2 protein-coding genes are annotated in these 1,219 nt (G+C 66.3%); both read right to left on the minus strand.

Annotated elements, in window-relative coordinates:
- The coding region (locus WDW90_RS37300; protein WP_336492753.1) for a hypothetical protein at positions 1 to 241 on the minus strand (241 nt) is incomplete at its 3' end.
- 104 nt (positions 242 to 345) lie between these two features.
- On the minus strand, positions 346 to 1,065 hold the full coding sequence (locus WDW90_RS37305) for a Crp/Fnr family transcriptional regulator (RefSeq protein ID WP_336492754.1): 720 nt from the start codon (positions 1,063 to 1,065) through the stop codon (positions 346 to 348).
- Positions 1,066 to 1,219 lie beyond the last annotated feature (154 nt).

Below are 1,219 nucleotides of genomic sequence, written 5' to 3' on the forward strand. Positions count from 1 at the left end.
GCTCGGCCACCCATCTGCGGACGGCCTCAGCGTCGTCGAGCAGGACCGGCGCCAAGCCGGTGGCGCATGGGCCGAAGCCCATCTCCATGCACCATTGGCCCGCGAACGCGGCCGACCCGTGCACCTCTCGACTCAGGCGCAGCAGCACGGCGACGAGTTGTCCATCGACGAAGGCGAGAAGCCCGTCCTTGTCCGCGCTTTGCGTAAACACCTGCACCGGCTGCAGCGTGATCTCCGCCATCGTCTCTCTGCACAAGCTTGCAGCCCCCGCCGCGCGGCCTAGCATAAGCGAAGCGCTGCCGCGAGAAACGAAGACGGCTTCGTTTCGACGGGCCACGGCCGGCGTCAGAAGTCCAAGCCGCTGAGGCAGAGGTAGCCGGGATCGAACTCGGCAAATGCCGCCAAGCGTGGCACGTCGGGGATCGTCAGCCGCTGGTTGGACAGAACGATCAGATCCTTCGAGCGCAGCCCCTGGAGAATGCGGTTGATGTGGACGTGCGAGATGCCCAGCGCGTCGGCCAGATCGATCTGGGTCAGCTTGAGTTCGAAGCTGTTCTCGCTCGCGAAGCCCACGGCCCGCAGGCAGACCAGCAACTCGCAGAAGTGGTGGGCCAGGCGCTTCTCGGCCGGCCGGCTGTCGTTCACGAGCCACTCGCGCGAGCGGCTCAGTTCCGTCAGGGTGACCCACCACATGGCTCGGCCGATGCCGGGGTAGGTTCCGATCAGGTCCGTCATCTGCGAGCGCGGGAAGTCGGCGACCGAGCAGGGGGTGAGCGCTCCCACGCGCAGATCACGGGTGCCTGAGGCCGCTGCGGCGTGCACCCAGCAGAGATCGCCCGGCAGCACGAAGGAGACGATCCGGCGACTGCCCTCCAGGAGCGTCTTGTAGCGGCCGGCAATGCCGCTCAGGACGAGGTAGACGCGCTCAACGCCGGGGCTGGCGACGATGTCCTGCCGGGCTGGAACGAGGCGCCGATTGACCGGAAGGGCCTGTAGAGCCGTCCGCTCGGCCTCGGTGAGCGGGCCGGCGTGTTCCAGCTTCTGGATAAAGGGATCGCCTGCCACCTCGTCCGCCCATGTTGCAACCTCCAGATAAGCTTAGCTGTTTCCGCACACAATCCTGTGCGGTCCGGTCATCGCGCGGCACGACATAGGATCTCCGCTTCCTATTCCACTGAAGCCCGTGCAGCCCTTCGCCCGCAGCAAAGAAAACGAGAGC

The organism is Methylobacterium nigriterrae, from assembly GCF_037106235.1.
Taxonomy (GTDB): domain Bacteria; phylum Pseudomonadota; class Alphaproteobacteria; order Rhizobiales; family Beijerinckiaceae; genus Methylobacterium; species Methylobacterium nigriterrae.